Consider the following 16260-nt stretch of genomic DNA (forward strand, 5'->3'; position numbering starts at 1 on the left):
TTAAGGAGCTTATCTCCACGCCAACTTGAATGTCGTGGCAAGTTAATTGACGTAGCTCAAGACCGAGCTATTGGAAAATTCCGCGCAACACAAAACCCGCAACCCAGCGCTGCTGATCAATATTGCCAAAGGCCTCATCTACCCACTCCGTGCGAAGCGTCAGATTAGAATTGTAATGAAAGCGGTAACTGACCGTTGTCCGCTTAGGATCAATGCCCTGGGGATTATCTAAGCTGGTCGCACGCCCTACTAATATGGCGGCAGAACCGCTCAAGCTATTGTCTAATGACAAGCTTTCATAACGAGAGCTAGCCTCATGGCGACCGCGCCGCCACGTAACGCCTAACTGAGTCGATTGATATTCGCTATTCAGCGATGCTTGACGTTGCGAATCGACAACTACGCCATCGTTCTCTAACTGTGTAATGCTAAGGTCGAGCTGTAGAGTGTCTTGATGGCCGACGGCAATATCCAGCTGCGCGTCTAACCCACCGGCTAAAATGTCACCAGAAAAATAGGCGTCATTGCTACTGACCACCACGTTGCCGTGGCTATGCCCGCCAAAGTAGCGGGTGTCTCTACGTTTTTCTGCCTCGGCACTAAGCAGCCAACCGCCTAGTGTGAATTTAAGGCTGCGGTATTTACCGCTATACCGAGCGAAAACATCGCCGGCATGGCCGTTGTCGGCAAGCCAGCTATCACCCCGCCAAAGCTCTGCGCCGTAATGCCATGCGCCGCTTTGTAGGCTGCCACGAATACCTGTATCGACTAGACTGCGGCCCCAAAAAATGTCTCCGCTTAAGCTTGCTTCGCTATACGCATCTTGGCTGGCGTGCCAATTCGCATGGGGAGCGAATGCCGCAAACATTTTCCCCACCTCCAGTCGCAGCTTGCTGTCGTCGAATCGCCACTGATACATATACCAGTAATGGGCAAATTTAAATTCTGTTTCGCCGTGACCACCATGCGCTTCTGCGCTGAGCTGAATGCCGTTGTCGGGACTAAAAGCATAGCGATAATCCGCCGTTGCATCATCTAATGCGGCATCGTCTTCCACGGGTAGCGCTTCGCCCCCCATTAAAGCGCCAGGAATTTGCCAATCACTATTTGGCGCCACATAGTTTTTGTCGCGATAGCTATAAGACAAATATACCGCCAATCCCGTTTCGATTAAGGGAGTGTCGTCAGTGTTAAGCTCATGACCAAAAGCCGCTTGACTGAGTGCCAAAGCAACAAGAAAGAATGTGTAATTCTTCATTACTTAATTTTCCCAAGGATTAGCAAAGCGAGGATTGTTGATGAGCTCAAAATCCGTGAGACTTTCCAAAAAGGCAATCAGGTTTTGAATATCGTCTTCGCTAATGTCAAAACCAGACACAAAGCCATCGCGAAACGGGTTTGCTCTCCCATCCCCTGTATTCGGCCCATTACTGATATTACGACCTCCCGCTGCGTAGGTGCGAATAACCTCCTCAAGCGTCGCTATACTGCCGTCGTGCATATACGGCGCAGTAAGGGCTACATTGCGCAAACTCGGCGCTTTGAATCTACCCATGTCGCTAGCTTTACCCGTAATTTCAATAATCCCTTGGCTTATTTCAGGGTAAGCACCTTGGTCGTCAAGATTGTAAAGACCCGTATTATGGAAAGGCGTGTCAACAAATAACTGGCTGCTATCGGCAGTGGCATCAGTAAAGTTATACCCACCGTGGCAGTGGAAGCACTCCAAATCCTCACTAAAAAACAATTCTCTCCCTTTGAGCGCCGCATTTGAGATTACATTCGCCTCACCATTCTCGTAGCGATCAGTGTCACTACTAAAGGAGTTGATGCCGCGCACAAACGTCGCCAGGGCTTTAACAATAATATTAAAGTTCAGCACGTCGTTATCACCACCACTATCTAACTCACCAACGAGTTGTTGATATATGGGGTCGGCGTCTAGCTCGGCCAATACAGCGTTTTTGTTATCTTCGTTAAGGCCTTGCTCAACAGGAAACTCACCAAATAACGGCACTAAAATTTGCTGTTCTAATGTGACTAACGCCGGATTCGCCCATGTGTAAGTGGTGTTAAACGCCACATTTACCAAGCTTTGGGCATTGCGTGGATGCAGCTCGCCAGTGGAGCCAATAGAGCGTTCCAAGGACTCGGCAAACGCCATATTTTGATGATGGCAAGACTCGCATGACTGGCTACCATTGCCGGACAACCGCTGTTCGTAAAACAAGTGGCGACCTAGTTCAAACATCGCTTCATTAACCGGGTTCTCGCTAGGAACAATCGGCAAAGGAATATGCGCAGGAAGATTCCAGTCAAACTGACGCTCAGCTGAGCTGCCACCAGTTTGATATCGGGTTTCACTACCGCCGCCACATGCAGACAATCCTGAAACGAAAATGGCCGCAAACGCGGCCAAAGCAAAATATTTTGTCATACTATGCTCTAAAGTGACTCAACGCTAAACACGGTTTGGCCTTCGGTTGGATCGCTATTGTCGCCAAGGCCCATACCGAGTGCGTCAAAAATAGCTGGACAATCTAAATCTGTCGGGCCAGACATACACCCAGGCGCACCACCTTGATCGCTCATTAATGCACTATTCTCAACAAGCTTGCCGTAATCAATAACAATCTGTTGATTAGCAATATCGCTAATATCTAATTCAATAGTCGGGCGGTTATTTGCACTACAACTCACGGTTTCACCAGTTTGCGGATTTCCCTCGCAACCGGTGCTGCCTAAATGAATATTCCATGTTGTAGTTGTTGAATTATCCGGCTTTATCACACCGCCATCTGGGGCGACATCCATACGTAAATGCTTGTAACCAGACTGCCACGACCAAAACAGATCCGTACGATTTAACGGCGTCACTGCAGCAGATGCGTCCTCGTGATTCAATTCGCTAGGCACGCCAACGGTGAAACGTATACGATCTACATTTATGAGTTCGCCTTGCACACTGCCTATAAGCTTATTATTAATCGGCTTCGCAGTATCACTCCCACAGCTATCCAGCTTGTCTTGATAATCCAACAACGCCACACCACTGCTCTGCCAATCGTTATCGTCCAGTGTAAATGGCAGCTCTGTGCCATCGCTATTAATCAACACAACATTATGAATATACAAAGCAAAGCCACGAATAGTTCCTGATGCGGAATCACTACCTAAGCCACTAAGCTGCGCACCGCATTTTATTTCAGTGCCATTGGCACGCGCAGTAAAAGGAATACTGATCTCACTTGTCGCCGCACCGGTTCCGCCACCGCCGCTTGAACCGCCACCACAAGCCAAAATCGCCAATGATGTAGAGGTAATCAATCCTAGCTTTGCTAATAAATTCATTTATGTGCCCTCAGAAAGTCGTCGCTATATTAGCTGCAATACTACGCGGCGAGAATGCGACTATTTGTCGCAGCTAGCCTTGCAACGAATAGAAAGCGTGATTTCATCGCAAGATTAAGACTCGAAAATTATCTAACTAGAGCGCAGTAAAGAGCTTAAGGAGCATTTTTAAATCGATTACACTGAGCTCCATGAACTTCTCACACAGCGCACTGCAGCTCAACGCCCTATTGAAACAGCACCAAGCGCTGTGGCGTTACAACGCCTATAACAATATTACTGCGCGCTCATTTGACGACTACCCGGAACTACTCACTTTTTTGTTTGGCCTTACCGATGACAAACTTAACCACCTACAGTCAAATGATCGAGATTTACTGACTGCGTTAGCACCCTATTTTCCACCCGCCACTGAGCTACTCCACCTTATCTCACTCACCCCGTCACCAGAACATCATGCATGTGAACCACCAGCGGGTATTCCCGGCAGGAAGTGGCAGCAAATCCAAGCATTTATAAACGCGCACCCGCTGTCCGAATTCTCAGATCAGCAAGAAGAACCAACACGCCCTGCGCGTATCAATAACACGCCATTGATTGAATGGTGTAGTGGCAAAGGCTATTTGAGCGAAGCCTTAACGATGCGTTACGGACTAGACGCCACCGGCCTAGAAATCGACGAAGCGCTAGTATCAGAGGGTAATCAGCGGGCAGAAAACACCAAACTCAAACGCAAGGTCGTCATCTGTGACGTACTGAGCGATAAGGTATTTGCCTACCTAAACCCATCAATGCAAGTACTGGCACTGCATGCCTGCGGCGCTCTTCACCAACGACTATTAACAACTGCCGTAGCCAGCAACAGCCGACGCCTCAGCTTTTCACCGTGCTGTTACCATCGCTTTAACGACGGCAAATATCACAATCTCTCGCCACAAATGCAAAACAGCGGCCTTCGCTTTAGCAACGACGATTTGCGCACCGCAGTAAGACAAACCCATACCGCGCGCGCCGGTGAAACCGCAGCTCGAAGACAATTACAAGCGCGTTATTTAGCCTTGCGTGTGATACTAGATAAGCAGGGTATTTCCGCCAACACGCCCCTACCCTCAACGGCACAGCACTGGAGCAAAGCCAGTTTTGGTGATTGGTTAGCTACCGTGCTTAAGCTCAAGCCGCTAAGCATTAATATCCCCAGCCATCTTGCTGACTATGAAAAAGTAGGCTGGCAATTACTGAAAACCGCAGAGCGTATTGATCTTGTTCGCATGGCGTTTCGGCGCGCCATCGAATTGCACTGCGTCTTAGACAGTGTGCTGTTTCTACAAGAACACCAATATCACTGCACCCTCAGCGAATTTTGCTCTACCTCACTCACTCCTAGAAACCTGTTAATTCAAGCCGAGAAAGCATAGGCATTTTGAGCCAACCAGTAATTGTCATACGTAAACCTGTAATGTATTTCACCCCACGCGCCAATCAGGGATAATGCCCGCTTTAGCCCCACCGCCATCGAGATTCCAATATGACTCTGCAACGCCTCCGCCTAGCCAAAAACGAAGACAAACGTCTGCGCAGCGGTCATCTTTGGATTTACAGCAATGAAATCGACAGTAATGCCACTCCGCTGCGCAATTTTGCCGCCGGTGAGCACGTTATCGTAGAAAATCAGCAAGGCAAGGACCTTGGCCTAGCCTACGTGAACCCACAGTCACTAATTTGCGCTCGACTATTAAGCAATGACGAGCGCGCCATCGATGTTAACTTTTTCAAAAAACGCATCAAGTCGGCACTCGCGCTGCGTGAAACACTTTATGAGCACCCCTGCTACCGTTTAATTTACGGCGAAAGCGATTTACTACCCGGTCTCGTTGTTGACCGCTTTGGTGATCATTTATCTGTGCAGCTTAACACCGCCGGCATGGATGCCATGCGCGACATTATTATTGAAGCCTTGGTACGTATGCTACAACCGCAATCGATTCTACTGCGCAACGATTCGCCAGTTCGCAAATTAGAAGGCTTGGAGCTAGAAGTGGTTACCGCCTATGGCGAGGTACCCGATGAAGTTGAGCTTATTGAAAATGGCGTACGCTTTTTAGCGCCGTTGGCGGCAGGCCAAAAAACCGGCTGGTTCTACGACCAACGCCCCAACCGTGAATGGCTGCGTGCCCTTGCCCCAGGTAAGCGCGTACTCGACGTTTTTAGTTATGTGGGCAGCTTTGGCGTGCAGGCTGCAGTCTTTGGTGCAAGCGATGTATGGTGCGCTGACATATCCGAAACCGCATTAGATATGGTGCATAAGAACGCCGAGCTCAATGGCGTCGCCGACAAACTCAGTACCGTTCAAGGTGATGCCTTCACCACACTTAAGTCTCTAAAAGAAGCCGACGAGCGCTTCGATATCATTATTGTAGATCCGCCGGCATTTATAAAACGCAAAAAAGATCAGAAGGAAGGGATTCTGGCTTACCGCCGTATCAATGAGATGGCGATGCGTCTACTAAACCACGATGGGTTTCTCATCTCTGGTTCATGTTCAATGCATATGCCGCGGGAAGAAATGCTAGATTTAGTGCGCGCGTCTGCTCGCCATATTGATCGTCATGCGCAAATTCTTGCAGAAGGTATGCAGGGGGCCGACCACCCAGTACATTCAGCAATACCGGAAACCCGCTATCTGAAAGCTGTGTTAAGTCGAATTTCCCGCGTGTAATTACAGAGGTTCTACTAGCCTAAATTTAGAGCGGAACGCTACGATTATCTGGCCGTAAATATACTAACTACGGCCTTCTTTTTTGCGACGTTTGACTTCATACATGTGCTGATCAGCATGTTTAAGCAATGCTTCATGATCTCGTCCATGCATCGGATAAATTGACCAACCAATGCTCGCCCTCAAAGTATAGCTACTCTCGTTCAGCGACATGGGTTCCTGAATAATAGCCTCAAAACGCTGCTCGCCACACTTTGCATCATCTTCTGTTTTCATGTCGCGACTAATAACGCAAAACTCATCACCGCCGATACGGGCCACCGTATCAGTGGCTCGCGTCCGATGACGCAGCCTACGAGAAAATATCTCTAAAATTTGATCGCCAAAATGATGCCCATAATCATCATTTGCCTTTTTAAAATCATTAAGATCGATGAAAAAAAGGCAAAATGAATCGCCGCTTTTCTCATATTTATTAATTTCCGACTTTAATATTTCTAGGAAATGGCGTCGATTGATCACGCCAGTATGTGCGTCGTGATTTGCCAAGTAATGATATTCGCGCCTCTCTTTGAGCAAATTCTGCCGCAAGGTCTTAGAGGTACCTTCATAGTAAAATGCTACAAAAGCAATAAAGACGTGAGTCGTTAAAATGCTGACATAAAATCCGAGACTGTCATCCACACTTGGCATTGTCTTCTTCATTTCAAAACCAAGTTGCGGAGCATAAAATAATAAAGACCATGTCACAAATGCTAAAACACCCCAAATTTTTCCTGCAAAAGAATCAATACTGAGTGTCGCAATGACCGGAATAATAATAAGACATATCGACGCCGGCGATAAAATCCCACCGGTCATTACCGCCAGATAAATTAATGCCAACCCTACAAATGAAATAAAAATGTTAGTAGCTAGAACGCGCTGATCTAGGGCTCGCAGGACGTAAATTGACAACAAGGCACCCAAGCCTACAAATACAAACAACACCCTTACGATGTGTAAGCCTTGATCTCCGTGAGGAAGAAAATAACTAGCTACAATTACAATCGCTGCGAGGCAAACCATCGCACTAAGAATTAAACCCGCTGTAAAGCGATGGCGATATAACTTCGCATCGCCCTCGCTGTAAGTTTTAGAGTGCAAGGGGTCAATAATGGAAAATATATTGGATCGCCGAAATTTAGTCATCCTAACCTTAGTATTCCTCTTGCTATGGCCGCTAACGATACAATATGTACGCGGCGCATGGTTTCCCTAGCAGTCACTCAACATCCTTGTCTTTTATACATACCTGAGTGTACATTCTATGCATCTGCTATCTTATAACTCAAACACAAATTATGAGGCAGCAGCAACACACCCGCAACGAATTCGAATGTTAATAAGGCAGCCTATTCAACTACCTCACACCTTCATTTATTTGAAATCCGCCGCGCTATGCCTCTCTAGGACACGCTCCGCTTCCGGCCCCCACGCTTTATTCACCCTGCGCCCGCGCCTAACAGCCGGCCGCTCCGAAATCTGATTAGCCCAGCGCAGCACATTTGTATACGTGGCAACATCAAGAAACTCAGCTGCGTCGTAGAGAAGTCCCTGCACAAGTGCGCCATACCAAGGGAACGTAGTAATATCCGCAATGGTATAGTCATCACCACATAGATAAGTGTTATGCGACAAATGTTTATTTAGCACGTCTAATTGCCGCTTCACCTCCATACTATAACGGTCAATAGGGTACTGATATTTTTCTGGCGCGTAAGCATAAAAATGCCCAAAACCACCACCCAAAAACGGCGCACTACCCTGCTGCCACATTAGCCATGATTGACAAGCCGCGCGCGTGACAGCGTCTTTAGGATAAAGGGCATCAAACTTCTCAGCCAAATACAGCACGATCGCCGCCGACTCAAAAATACGAATAGGTGGGTTGACGCTACGATCTTGCAAGGCAGGAATCTTGGAATTGGGGTTAATATCCACAAAGCCACTACCGAACTGCTCACCTTCACCAATATTGATGGTGTAAGCGTCATACTCTGCCGCGCTAATACCCAGCTCCAACAGCTCTTCTAACATCACGGTGACTTTCACGCCGTTTGGTGTTGCCAATGAATGCAGTTGTAAATGGTGCTTACCTACCGGCAGCGCCTTGTCATGGGTTACACCCGATATCGGCCGATTAATATTGCTGAATTTACCACCACTTTGATTATCCCACTTCCACACCGTTGGCGGCGTATAGCTATTCGAATCTGACATTAATAAGCACTCCTGATATTTCAACATTAACTCAATTAATAGGCTGCAATCTGCTCGCACCCAAGCATCACTAAGACGCCGCTTGGCTACGGCTGTTACATTTTCAGCTAAGCCTTGCGATAGACACCGCACAACATATCATCACTCCGCCGCACTAGCCGCAGGCAAAACCTCAAGCGCTTTATTTTTCCGCCAAAACCCCTGATGAATTGCCAGCGCCAATAGAATGAGTCCGGCTCCCACCAACATTGCCACAGAAACAACTTCATCTGCCAGCATAACACCCAAGAGTATTGCCATAATTGGGGTGATAAACGGAATCAGCGATACCGTCTCCACCGCCATATGTTTCAGTATCGAATAATAGGCAACAAATCCGACTAAGGACGCAAAAAGCGACAGGTATAACAACGACCCCAGCGACAGCGGACTAATATGGACAGGCTCGATCCCGAATATAAACACCCAGCTCAAGCCCAGCCCCGGCAATGCGAAGGCCATCGCGCCTAAAGCCTGTTCTAAGGGATCTACCGACATAGTCGCATTGAGCTTTTTCACCCACAGTGCACTCGCCGAGAACAATATATTTGATAGCAACATAAGGCCAACACCGATATAGCTCTCGCCCGTCACCGTCACGTCGTCCAGCACAATACAAACCAAGCCCAAACTTGCCAGCACTATCGCAAACACCTTACGCGGTTGTAATAGGCTCTCACCGAGAATAGGTCTTGCAAGCACCGCGGTAAAAAAGGGCGTCAAACCAAACAACAGGGCTATCAAGCCCGAAGACAAGTATCCCGCCGCGAAGTAGACCAAGGCCATATTTGGAAACAGGCTGATCGAAGCTGCAAAATACAATTTCCAATGACGACGAATGGACAGCCCCGCAAAACCGCCAAGCGTACAAATAACACTACCCACTGCAAACGCCAGCGCAATCCGCAGGGTAAGACCCGCAATAGGCGCGAGGGAATCGCCGCCCAGCTTTATAGCCAGTGGCGTGGTGGCCCAAATAAATATGACCAACACATAGGTCAACCGTACAAGCATGATCGTCTACCTGAATACTTGCCGAGACAGTTATCTGTGGTCTTTAACGAAAAAGGCCGCAGAGGGTGGGTCTGCGGCCTTTGAGAAATTTTGCGTTTTTACATCAATGCATCATTTTTCTGCCGCGCGCCACACCACCCAGCGCAATGCGATATTGCGTTTGGCTGCGGCAAACATGACAGAACAAATAGAATACATAGTAATTAGCTTTTCATTTTTAAACGTGAATACCGCTCGACTATAGGAGAAGAGCAAGTCACTGCGCAAGCTTTTCTTAAGCAAAAAAATCGGTATAAATCGGCAAGCCAGAAATTCTAGTACCGGAAACAGCACTACGCAGGCCGAAAAATACGCCTCAGGTTAGCTTTATCTCGGTCCACTAAATTATATTAAAGGTCTTCAAGACGGTTAGCCGAATGCGCCATTAACATTAATTGATGTTCTTCCAACTCCACTAGCTGTTCCAGCATATCGGCCGCAGGTGTCGCGCCGCAGCGGCTTAGTAGATGGCTAAACAGCGCAATCAATTGTCCATGAATTTCCCGCACCTCATCCATGAGTTCAATTGCACTAAAGCTCGCCCAGCGCTCATCTTTAGTTGACGTATCCGGCAAAGGTTGTTGATTCAAAAACTCAGTACACCACGTACCCAATGCATTATCGCTCTCCACATGATCAAAAGCCGCCACCGTTTTAGCAAGCTGACGCTCATGATCGGCAATATAACCACTAAGCATTTTGGCGCGTTCATCCGTAGATGACGCTACGCTAGCTTCAATAAAACCAGCTAAGTTACTATGAAATTTACTTGACCACGCAACGACGTCACCAATTGTTTCAATATTCATATTCGCTTCCCTCTTGATTGCTAATTCGTCGTTCAATGAGTATTGCTGCTAATTGTGACAGGCAAATATGCCCAGATACTCACCAGAATTATTTATGCGCAGCTAAGATCCGCTGATAAGCAGAGAGCCAGTGTTTTTCAGGAGGGATAATTTTTTTGATAGGTCGCAGGCCCCATGGCCTCAATCTGCAGATCAATCATTTTGTAAAATGCCTGCAGAATGGCTGAATAGTCTTGCTCCGGCGACACACCATTAAGCACCGCTACCGCCGCCTCAATAGTCGACAAGCCATCCTCTCTTGGCGATTTTCTGATTTTATATTGCGAGGCCATTTCTGGCTGAATCGCCATACACGGCAACTCGCTCAGCCACGGATTCAAGTGTATCAACCGCGCAACCTTGCGCCACGTGCCATCTAACAAAATAATATTTTTGAAATTTCTACATATTACTTGTTCAATCGTGAGTGCATCTTCAGAGGGAAAGACCAACAAAGTATCTTCTCGCCATGCTGCGCCAAAAAGTTCATCTGGGTCAAAGTGCTCACCCACAACACGAACGGCCCCTTCAATCGATTTTTCCAATATTGGTGCCGAAGACAATGCGTGTTTGGCTTCTTTTACATCTTGTAAAATAACTATTCGATAGGGGCAACTCATTGTCACTATCACATCACATAAGCAGGTTTTTAAGGGTCGCTCGCAGCGCGAGCACACAGCGCGCTTTACCATGCCGCAGATCCATTTATCTTAGACGAAATAAAAAGACGAATACTGAGAGACAAACCTAAGACGGACACTATTTTTTCCGCGCGGCTTTTTTAGCTTTCTTTGCGGGCTTAGCTGGCTCTGGTCGTTCCGCCGCGCGTTCAATCCAGAACAGAGCGTCCAAGTAATTGACGTAGCGATTTAAATATTGCGGTGACAAATCGCGCATCGCGGTTAGCGATTTTAATGCCAGCATCTGCGGGTTTAGCGGCCCTGGACTTTCTGGCCCTTGCTGAATGGCTATTTCAACCCGCCTTTCTATAGCGCGGCGTTGCTGAAACACCTGCATTTTTTGACTGGCTTTTAAAGGCTTTTGGCCTGTTGCTGTCACTTCTTGATCTTGCCCAGCCAAAGCGTCAACAGAATACACCGCAGCCGCCAAGCTCTGGTTTTCTTGTTCCTGTAACTGACGCTCTAAGGTCGATGCCGTCGAATTAAAAGCAGGTTGTTTTTGATCTAATACTTGCCGCAATTCAAGGAGCTTGGCAACAGTGCTTTCATATCTGTCGGCAGTTTTAAGCGCTACCTTCTTTTCAGCGGATTGTTGATCAGCACAGTAGGCACTCAAGGCCGCATTGGCTTTGTTCTGCAGAATATCTTGTACCGGCGCGCGAGCATGCGCGGCCCGCTCAAGCAGAGACTCAATAAACCGAAAACGAGCGGGATCAAAGCGATGTGCATTCGCTTCTCGCAAGGCCGTTAAATCTTGCTGTAGCTCCGGCAGCATCGCCTACGGCACCTGTGCTTCTGAGTTTTGTACACGCGGCACCGGCGCCATTTCTACCCGTCGATTTTGCGAGCGACTATCGCTATCACTGTTTTCTATCACCGGTTGCTGGGCGCCAAAAGCAGCGGCAAACACCATATCGGCAGGCATGCCCTCGTCGATCAGTGCCCGGGTAACGGTAAGCGCACGCTGTGCAGACAGCTCCCAATTGTCACGGAAGTGTAAATTGCCTTTTTGAATCGGCAGATCATCGGTAAAACCACTCACCATGAGCAGCTGCTCGTTGTCGCCAAGATAGACTTGCAGCGGCGCCCTTAAGGTATGTAATAACTCACGGCCTTCGTCCTGCAACTCGGCAGAATTCAATGAGAATAAAACGCTACCGCTAATACCAATTTTACCGTCGCGCAAGGTAACTCTGCCGGCAGCTAAAGGATCAGCAAGCGCTTCCTCTAAAGCCTGACGACGCTGCTCCGCCACCTCACGCTTTTGTATTTCTTTTTCTAAGCTTTGCGACAACTCAAGCTGAAAGCCCAAGGCCCACACCAGTAACAAAACAAACACGCCAACAAGGCCGGTCATCAGGTCGCCGAAGATGGCCCAAATTGGCGGCTCTTGATCTAAGCCATTATCTATTTCAGATATGCTCACGCCTGCGCTTCCTCGTTGGCCGCAACTGCGCCATTACTTAAAGTTTGCAGCTGATTGATTATCTCTTGGTGGGCCAACATATTGTGGTCAATAATTTCCCGCGCTTGCGCAACATAGTATGCCATTTGCTCGTCGCTGCGTTCACCGCTGCCCTGCAAGCCCGCTTCAACTTTTAAGAGCGTATCGATCAGCCCGCCATTGGCGTCACTAAACTGCGTCACCGCTGTTGCAAAGGCATCGCCCAAGCTCGCCAGCTCGGCGCTACTGCCTTCAAAGTGGGCCACAATATCGGATAACTTGCTTGACTCTTTCTCTACATTGTCACCAAAACGCTGACTGATATCGGCGAGTAAACCCGATGAATTATTTAGAATAGTTTCCACCGCTTCGCGCTGCCCTGCTGCCGAGCTTTGCAACGACTCAGACAAGCCATTCAGCTGAATCATCAACTCGCGACGTTCGTCTAATAAGCTGTTATCACGCTCAATATTCTCGTTCATTTCTGCGCGTAATTTGGTCATTATTTCCGCTGCGATACGCGGGGTTTCAGACGCGGATTCAATCAAGCGTCCCATGGGCTCCTCAAGCGCATTCGCCAAACCTGCTAAATGTTCAGCCACCGCCGCTTGCAGTTCGTCTAAACGATTCACCGCCGCATCACCGCGCTGCTCTTCCAACACCTGCAAGCTTTGCAACTCTGTCTTTATCGCGGCGGTCATATCGCCCATTCGCTGCTGATAGCTTGCCAGCCAATCACTTTCGTTTTGAGTGCGCGCTACGACCAGCTCTTCTGAGGCTGATAACAACTTGGTAAATTCGGCCATTACCTCCTGTGTGCCAGTGCGAGCGTTAACACTTAATGCTTCGGCATTGCTGCGCAGTAAATCGGCGCTTTGATCAAATACCGCTGACCAGTTAGCTAAGCGCTCCTGCTCGGCAGACTGCTGCCTTGCCACCCAGTCTTCGCTGACGGTGCTAAAGCTGCCAACCAAAGACTGCGAGCTGGTTTCGAATTGTTCGGCAAGCTTTGCAAAGCGTTGATCCATCGTCGCTAACAAAGACTCGCTGCCTGCTTGCTGCGCCGTCACCGCCTGCTGCCATGCTTGCTTAAAATCATTGGAGGTATTTGCGTAGCGCTCACCCAAACTCTGCAAATGGCTTTCGGCTGTGGCATGTAGCTGCTGCTGGCTGTTCTTTAAGTCATCACGAATATCGCTCACGAAAGTCGAAATAACCGGCGCGATATTCTCCCCCGCAATACGGCCGCTGTCGGCAAGGCTTTGTTTTAGCGAGGCATCCACCGAATTGGCGAGCTCTTTATATTGGCTCTGCGCGGCGGCATGAAATTGCTCTTGATTACGCGTTAAGGTCGCCGCCAGCTCATCACCCATTTGCCCGAGGCGATCAGCCAAAACCGACAATTGCTGCGCCACCGCCGGTAACGCATCCGCCTGTGATTGCATGGCTTGATAGCTTTGGCGACGCTGCTGGTTCAATGAAAACGGTTTAAATACCGTGCTCATACTGGTGTCCAATTGCCGTGACACCTGCAAGCGCTCGCGACGGCTTAAGGTCGATATCAGACCCAACATCGCCGACGCGCACACCCCCGCCACCGAGGTCGCAAAAGCCATACCCAAGCCTTTAATCGGCGCGGCTAAACCTGCGCGAACGGCTTCTAATTCATTGGTGCCCTCAAGCGCCACCACGGCGCCTTTTAAGGTCGCGACCATACCAATAAAGGTGCCTAACAAACCGAGCATCACCAGCAGGCCAATAATATACGGGCTGAGCACTGGCGCCGGTAAGCCGACATATTCCCCTTGAACCCGCTGGCGAACCGCATTGCGCAGTGAGTCTGGAATATTTGCCAACCATGCGTCTAAGTCTTGTAGCGAATCATCAACACTTGATAAGGCTCCGCTCAAAGCCGCGCTAGCTTGCTGATAGCGCACTAACTCTGCAAAGCCGACCGTATAAGCCGCTGCAATCAGTATGGTTACGCCCAGCGCCAGCACATTGCTGCTCACAAACGCCGACGCCATCCACACCACCACTACAGCGCCTATGGCAAACGCAGCTATCGATATCATTCTTGTCATTGTGTCTTCTCTACTTCAAATTCTACTGCTTCTAACATGCCGATCACCGGCATCAGTCGCAATTCTAGCTCGGCGAGTAAAACCGCCTGCATCTCGCGGATAAAACGATCTAGCCAACCGTCTTTTTGCAGCCAACAGCTGGCGTCATCGGCTACTAATTTTGTCGATTCATTCTCAGCTCGATCTTGGCGATATTGCTGATTTAAATAGTAAAAACGTTTTGCCAGCAAATGTGGAATACCAGCGAAAACACGGCGGCTAAAATCCGCCATGGTATCAGCCATACTGCTATCTAGCGCGGCCAACTGGGCAAGCTCAGGCGAGCGCCCCGTCATAATCTGCTGCAATTGCCGCCGCAAAGTCACCACGCGATGATCCATTTCGCTTTGGTGCAGCGAGTAAAAACGCTGGTAGGCGACAAAACCGGCGTTGGGATCATCTAAGGTGTCACGATTTGGTCTTGGCAATATAAAGGGCGAGGCACCTACTTGCGCCTCATCGCCCTCTAGCACAAAGCTATTAACGATAAACCCCAGCATCTCCGCACGGGCTTGCAAAAACACCGTATTGGCATCGTCGCTGCTATCTACAGCCGTAAACGGCTTTTTCTTTAAACCCCGCAAGGACTCAGCCAAGACAATAGCGTCGGATAAGCTAATCAGCTCCCCCAGCTTGTCCGCAAACTGGATATGACTCAGCTCACCGTCCACCACCGCCAAATCAAGCAAGACGCGCTGTAGCCGAGAGCTTGTTACCGGAATGGGCTTCATAACATCCTTAACGAGGGCAAAACCACGTTGCCAACGCGACGCGAGAATAGATCAACGTAAATCTTTGCACTGCCAGACGGGAAAATCTGATTAGCGGAAATAACTACGGTCAAATAGAGGTTTTGCCAAACCAATATGGCACACCTACTTTTTGCGCTCAATTATCGCTATTTTACCGGTAACTTCAAGGATTAGCGGCCAGATAGCGGCGCAGAGCGCCGCGCCAGCCTTTGCTCACTTACTCCCGTAGGTGTCTTTTAGATACACCATGATATCTACTGACTCAAACATGCTCACGCCGGTATTGGGGTCAATAAGATACGGCACCTGTGAGCGGCCGGTTAGCTCACGCATCCGCAGCCGGTTTGGGCTGGTAATGGGTGCATCAGGAAACCAACGCGAGCGCACGACCGGCGGGCCCATTTCCTGCCAGCGCGACTTGGCAAAATTACGTAGACGGTAGGGAATTTCTAGCTCGGTCAGCAGCTCTCGCACCGGCCGTGAATAGGGACTAGCCTCAAAACTAAACAGTTCTAAAGGTTGTTGAGCTGAGATCGACGGCGTCGCATTCATACCACGCACACCGCCAACCGAACGCGCAGCGGTGGCCGCCATGGAAGTAGATACCGCGAGCTGACGTCGCAACCCCCTAGATGCGCTGCGACTCGCATTACCGTAATGTTTATAGAGGTGATCGATAATATCAGCCGACTCTAAAAGTTGATCACCGGTATTAAGATCGAGCAATAAGGGAAACTGACTAACACCACTAATATCCAAAGCATCTGGCCGAAAGCGCATGCCGCCCACTGGGCAGGGATAAATGAGCGCATCCAAATCTAACTCACTCAGGACCTCTCTAACCAAGCGGCAGTATGGGCAGGCCTCAATATCGTAGAGCACCAACATTTGCTCAGGCTGTTTAGTTTTTGCACCACTGAATGCAGCCGCACCACGCCAAGCACGCGCCGAACTCGCCACCACCGAACTGAGTAAATCAAACATTGCCATAC

Annotated in this window: 15 protein-coding genes; 2 read left to right on the forward strand and 13 right to left on the reverse strand. The window is 49.0% G+C overall.

What is annotated here, in order from left to right:
• Window positions 1-67: 67 nt before the first annotated feature.
• From GVJ32_RS14965 to GVJ32_RS14975, 3 genes are read right to left on the reverse strand one after another with little or no spacing between them, the layout of a single operon-like run.
• Window positions 68-1258, reverse strand: a complete 1191-nt coding sequence (locus tag GVJ32_RS14965) for a hypothetical protein (protein WP_159240890.1) — start codon at window positions 1256-1258, stop codon at window positions 68-70.
• A gap of 3 nt (window positions 1259-1261) precedes the next feature.
• Complete coding sequence (locus tag GVJ32_RS14970; protein ID WP_159240891.1) at window positions 1262-2437, reverse strand: methanobactin export MATE transporter MbnM; 1176 nt, start codon at window positions 2435-2437, stop codon at window positions 1262-1264.
• An 8-nt stretch (window positions 2438-2445) separates the two neighbouring features.
• On the reverse strand, window positions 2446-3351 hold the full coding sequence (locus tag GVJ32_RS14975) for an MbnP family copper-binding protein (RefSeq protein ID WP_159240892.1): 906 nt from the start codon (window positions 3349-3351) through the stop codon (window positions 2446-2448).
• Window positions 3352-3542: 191 nt separating this feature from the next.
• Here GVJ32_RS14975 and GVJ32_RS14980 point away from each other — a divergent pair, with 191 nt between their 5' ends.
• Both GVJ32_RS14980 and GVJ32_RS14985 read left to right on the forward strand, forming a co-directional pair.
• Window positions 3543-4766, forward strand: coding sequence for a methyltransferase (locus tag GVJ32_RS14980; protein WP_159240893.1), 1224 nt, complete (start codon window positions 3543-3545; stop codon window positions 4764-4766).
• A gap of 110 nt (window positions 4767-4876) precedes the next feature.
• Window positions 4877-6067: a class I SAM-dependent rRNA methyltransferase gene (locus GVJ32_RS14985; protein ID WP_159240894.1), complete on the forward strand. Its 1191-nt coding sequence runs from the start codon at window positions 4877-4879 to the stop codon at window positions 6065-6067.
• A gap of 63 nt (window positions 6068-6130) precedes the next feature.
• Here the strand turns inward: GVJ32_RS14985 and GVJ32_RS14990 are convergent, their stop codons facing one another.
• The 10 genes from GVJ32_RS14990 to GVJ32_RS15035 form a co-directional block, all read right to left on the reverse strand.
• The gene (locus GVJ32_RS14990) at window positions 6131-7258 is read right to left on the reverse strand and encodes a diguanylate cyclase (RefSeq protein ID WP_159240895.1); all 1128 of its coding nucleotides are present in this window, start codon (window positions 7256-7258) and stop codon (window positions 6131-6133) included.
• Window positions 7259-7486: 228 nt separating this feature from the next.
• A complete protein-coding gene (gene yghU, locus GVJ32_RS14995; protein ID WP_159240896.1) occupies window positions 7487-8329 on the reverse strand; it encodes a glutathione-dependent disulfide-bond oxidoreductase in 843 nt (280 codons plus the stop codon).
• Window positions 8330-8470: 141 nt separating this feature from the next.
• The gene (locus GVJ32_RS15000) at window positions 8471-9382 is read right to left on the reverse strand and encodes a DMT family transporter (protein ID WP_159240897.1); all 912 of its coding nucleotides are present in this window, start codon (window positions 9380-9382) and stop codon (window positions 8471-8473) included.
• Window positions 9383-9771: 389 nt separating this feature from the next.
• On the reverse strand, window positions 9772-10230 hold the full coding sequence (locus tag GVJ32_RS15005) for a hypothetical protein (RefSeq protein ID WP_159240898.1): 459 nt from the start codon (window positions 10228-10230) through the stop codon (window positions 9772-9774).
• A 137-nt stretch (window positions 10231-10367) separates the two neighbouring features.
• Window positions 10368-10961, reverse strand: a complete 594-nt coding sequence (locus GVJ32_RS15010; RefSeq protein WP_159240899.1) for a tRNA-uridine aminocarboxypropyltransferase — start codon at window positions 10959-10961, stop codon at window positions 10368-10370.
• A 67-nt stretch (window positions 10962-11028) separates the two neighbouring features.
• Window positions 11029-11724, reverse strand: a complete 696-nt coding sequence (locus GVJ32_RS15015; RefSeq protein WP_159240900.1) for a DUF2894 domain-containing protein — start codon at window positions 11722-11724, stop codon at window positions 11029-11031.
• Window positions 11725-11727: 3 nt separating this feature from the next.
• On the reverse strand, window positions 11728-12375 hold the full coding sequence (locus tag GVJ32_RS15020; RefSeq protein ID WP_235035164.1) for an OmpA family protein: 648 nt from the start codon (window positions 12373-12375) through the stop codon (window positions 11728-11730).
• Complete coding sequence (locus tag GVJ32_RS15025) at window positions 12372-14477, reverse strand: DUF802 domain-containing protein (protein WP_159240901.1); 2106 nt, start codon at window positions 14475-14477, stop codon at window positions 12372-12374. The genes GVJ32_RS15020 and GVJ32_RS15025 overlap by 4 nt, the downstream gene beginning before the upstream one ends.
• The gene (locus GVJ32_RS15030; RefSeq protein WP_159240902.1) at window positions 14474-15247 is read right to left on the reverse strand and encodes a DUF3348 family protein; all 774 of its coding nucleotides are present in this window, start codon (window positions 15245-15247) and stop codon (window positions 14474-14476) included. Before GVJ32_RS15030 ends, GVJ32_RS15025 begins: the two co-directional genes overlap by 4 nt.
• Window positions 15248-15481: 234 nt before the next feature.
• Window positions 15482-16258, reverse strand: coding sequence for a glutathione S-transferase N-terminal domain-containing protein (locus GVJ32_RS15035; RefSeq protein ID WP_200841440.1), 777 nt, complete (start codon window positions 16256-16258; stop codon window positions 15482-15484).
• Window positions 16259-16260 lie beyond the last annotated feature (2 nt).

It is taken from the genome of Zhongshania aliphaticivorans, assembly GCF_902705855.1.
GTDB lineage: Bacteria > Pseudomonadota > Gammaproteobacteria > Pseudomonadales > Spongiibacteraceae > Spongiibacter > Spongiibacter aliphaticivorans_B.

Coding starts and splice junctions, on each gene's coding strand:
- GVJ32_RS15030 (WP_159240902.1), bottom strand. CDS start 15,247: ATGAAGCCCATTCCGGTAACAAGCTCTCGGCTACAGCGCGTCTTGCTT.
- GVJ32_RS15010 (WP_159240899.1), bottom strand. CDS start 10,961: ATGGTAAAGCGCGCTGTGTGCTCGCGCTGCGAGCGACCCTTAAAAACC.
- GVJ32_RS14985 (WP_159240894.1), top strand. CDS start 4,877: ATGACTCTGCAACGCCTCCGCCTAGCCAAAAACGAAGACAAACGTCTG.
- GVJ32_RS14990 (WP_159240895.1), bottom strand. CDS start 7,258: ATGACTAAATTTCGGCGATCCAATATATTTTCCATTATTGACCCCTTG.
- GVJ32_RS15000 (WP_159240897.1), bottom strand. CDS start 9,382: ATGCTTGTACGGTTGACCTATGTGTTGGTCATATTTATTTGGGCCACC.
- GVJ32_RS14980 (WP_159240893.1), top strand. CDS start 3,543: ATGAACTTCTCACACAGCGCACTGCAGCTCAACGCCCTATTGAAACAG.
- GVJ32_RS15035 (WP_200841440.1), bottom strand. CDS start 16,258: ATGGCAATGTTTGATTTACTCAGTTCGGTGGTGGCGAGTTCGGCGCGT.
- GVJ32_RS15005 (WP_159240898.1), bottom strand. CDS start 10,230: ATGAATATTGAAACAATTGGTGACGTCGTTGCGTGGTCAAGTAAATTT.
- GVJ32_RS14965 (WP_159240890.1), bottom strand. CDS start 1,258: ATGAAGAATTACACATTCTTTCTTGTTGCTTTGGCACTCAGTCAAGCG.
- GVJ32_RS15015 (WP_159240900.1), bottom strand. CDS start 11,724: ATGCTGCCGGAGCTACAGCAAGATTTAACGGCCTTGCGAGAAGCGAAT.
- GVJ32_RS15025 (WP_159240901.1), bottom strand. CDS start 14,477: ATGACAAGAATGATATCGATAGCTGCGTTTGCCATAGGCGCTGTAGTG.
- GVJ32_RS14970 (WP_159240891.1), bottom strand. CDS start 2,437: ATGACAAAATATTTTGCTTTGGCCGCGTTTGCGGCCATTTTCGTTTCA.
- GVJ32_RS14975 (WP_159240892.1), bottom strand. CDS start 3,351: ATGAATTTATTAGCAAAGCTAGGATTGATTACCTCTACATCATTGGCG.
- yghU (WP_159240896.1), bottom strand. CDS start 8,329: ATGTCAGATTCGAATAGCTATACGCCGCCAACGGTGTGGAAGTGGGAT.